The organism is Vibrio sp. 10N.222.54.A3, assembly GCF_041474095.1.
Taxonomy (GTDB): Bacteria; Pseudomonadota; Gammaproteobacteria; order Enterobacterales; family Vibrionaceae; genus Vibrio; species Vibrio crassostreae_C.
Genome location: NZ_JBFRTN010000132.1, coordinates 1 through 1312, shown reverse-complemented (window position 1 = coordinate 1312; position 1312 = coordinate 1). Strand labels below are relative to the sequence as shown.

The 1312-nt window shown below is 40.7% G+C and carries 1 protein-coding gene; it reads left to right on the top strand.

The annotated features are described in order from the left end of the window. Positions 1–40: 40 nt before the first annotated feature. Positions 41–1278, top strand: a protein-coding gene (locus AB4507_RS21310) for an IS3 family transposase (protein WP_102319877.1) whose coding sequence is annotated in 2 segments (ribosomal slippage) — positions 41–413 and positions 413–1278 — 1239 coding nt in all. Because the reading frame shifts where the segments join, the coding sequence is not laid out codon by codon here. Positions 1279–1312 lie beyond the last annotated feature (34 nt).

Below are 1312 nucleotides of genomic sequence, written 5' to 3'. Positions count from 1 at the left end.
TGTCCCGTCCTGAAATGTGTTTACACATTGAGGACGAATTATGGCTACTTCAAATAATACCTACGTTAAGCGCACTCAGCGTGATTACACACTAGGCTTTAAATTACAGGTCGTCGCCGCTGTAGAAAGAGGCGATATGACATATAAACAAGCCCAAACCATTTATGGTATCCAAGGCCGTTCAACTGTTTTAACTTGGCTTCGAAAGCACGGTAAGATGAATTGGGCGCAAACTCCAAGGATGAATACCATGCACCAATCAACTAAGCCTAAAGAGTCACCAGCACAGAAAATAAAGCGTCTTGAGAAAGAGCTGGAAGACGAAAAAATCAAGAATCTCTTTTTAAATAGAGTGGTTGATATTCTTGATGCTGAACACGGAACTAGCCTCAGAAAAAAGTATCTCACCAAGGAGCAAGAAGCCTTCAAGAACAAGAAGGAATAAGTTTAGTTCGAGTATGTAAGCTATGCGGGATAACGAGACAAAGCGTTTATCAACGAGAAAAGCGAGCTGTTCATCGCCAGTTGGAACTTAAACCCATCAAACAAATGGTGTTGGATATTAGACGTTATATGCCTCGGGTTGGCACTAGAAAGCTCTACTTTTTACTTAAGCCAAAGTTGCAAGAACAAGGTATCAAGTTAGGTCGGGATGCTCTTTTCAACTACTTACGTGATGAACGGTTATTGGTAAGACCTAAACGTAGTTTTACGAAAACGACAAACAGTAAGCATTGGATGAAAAAACATCCGAACTTATTAAAGAACTACAAACCATGCACTCCAGAGGGTGTGTTAGTAAGTGATATTACCTATATCCAATCAGATGAAGGCATTCACTATCTCTCATTGGTAACTGATGCGTTTAGTCGGAAAATTATGGGCTACGAGCTGAGCAACGAAATGAAGGCGACGGATGTTGTGAAAGCGCTAGATATGGCTATTAAGGGGCGTCAATATCATCGTTCGTGTATCCATCACTCTGATCGTGGTCTCCAGTATTGCTCCGGTGTTTATCAAGATAAGTTGAAAAGTAGCGGCATAAGCCCCTCGATGACAGACGGTTATGACTGCTATCAAAATGCATTAGCAGAGAGAGTAAATGGAATACTGAAACAAGAGTTCTTACTTAATAAGTGTAAAAACCTCGGAGAGCTTAAACAACTAGTAAAAGAGTCTATAAGTACCTATAACAATATGAGGCCGCACCTTAGTCTCAGGATGAAAACTCCAAATGAGGTGCATGAAAAAAGCCAACAGCTGATGCTGTTGGCTTAGTAGAAATACTGTCAACGTATTTTAGGACGAGACA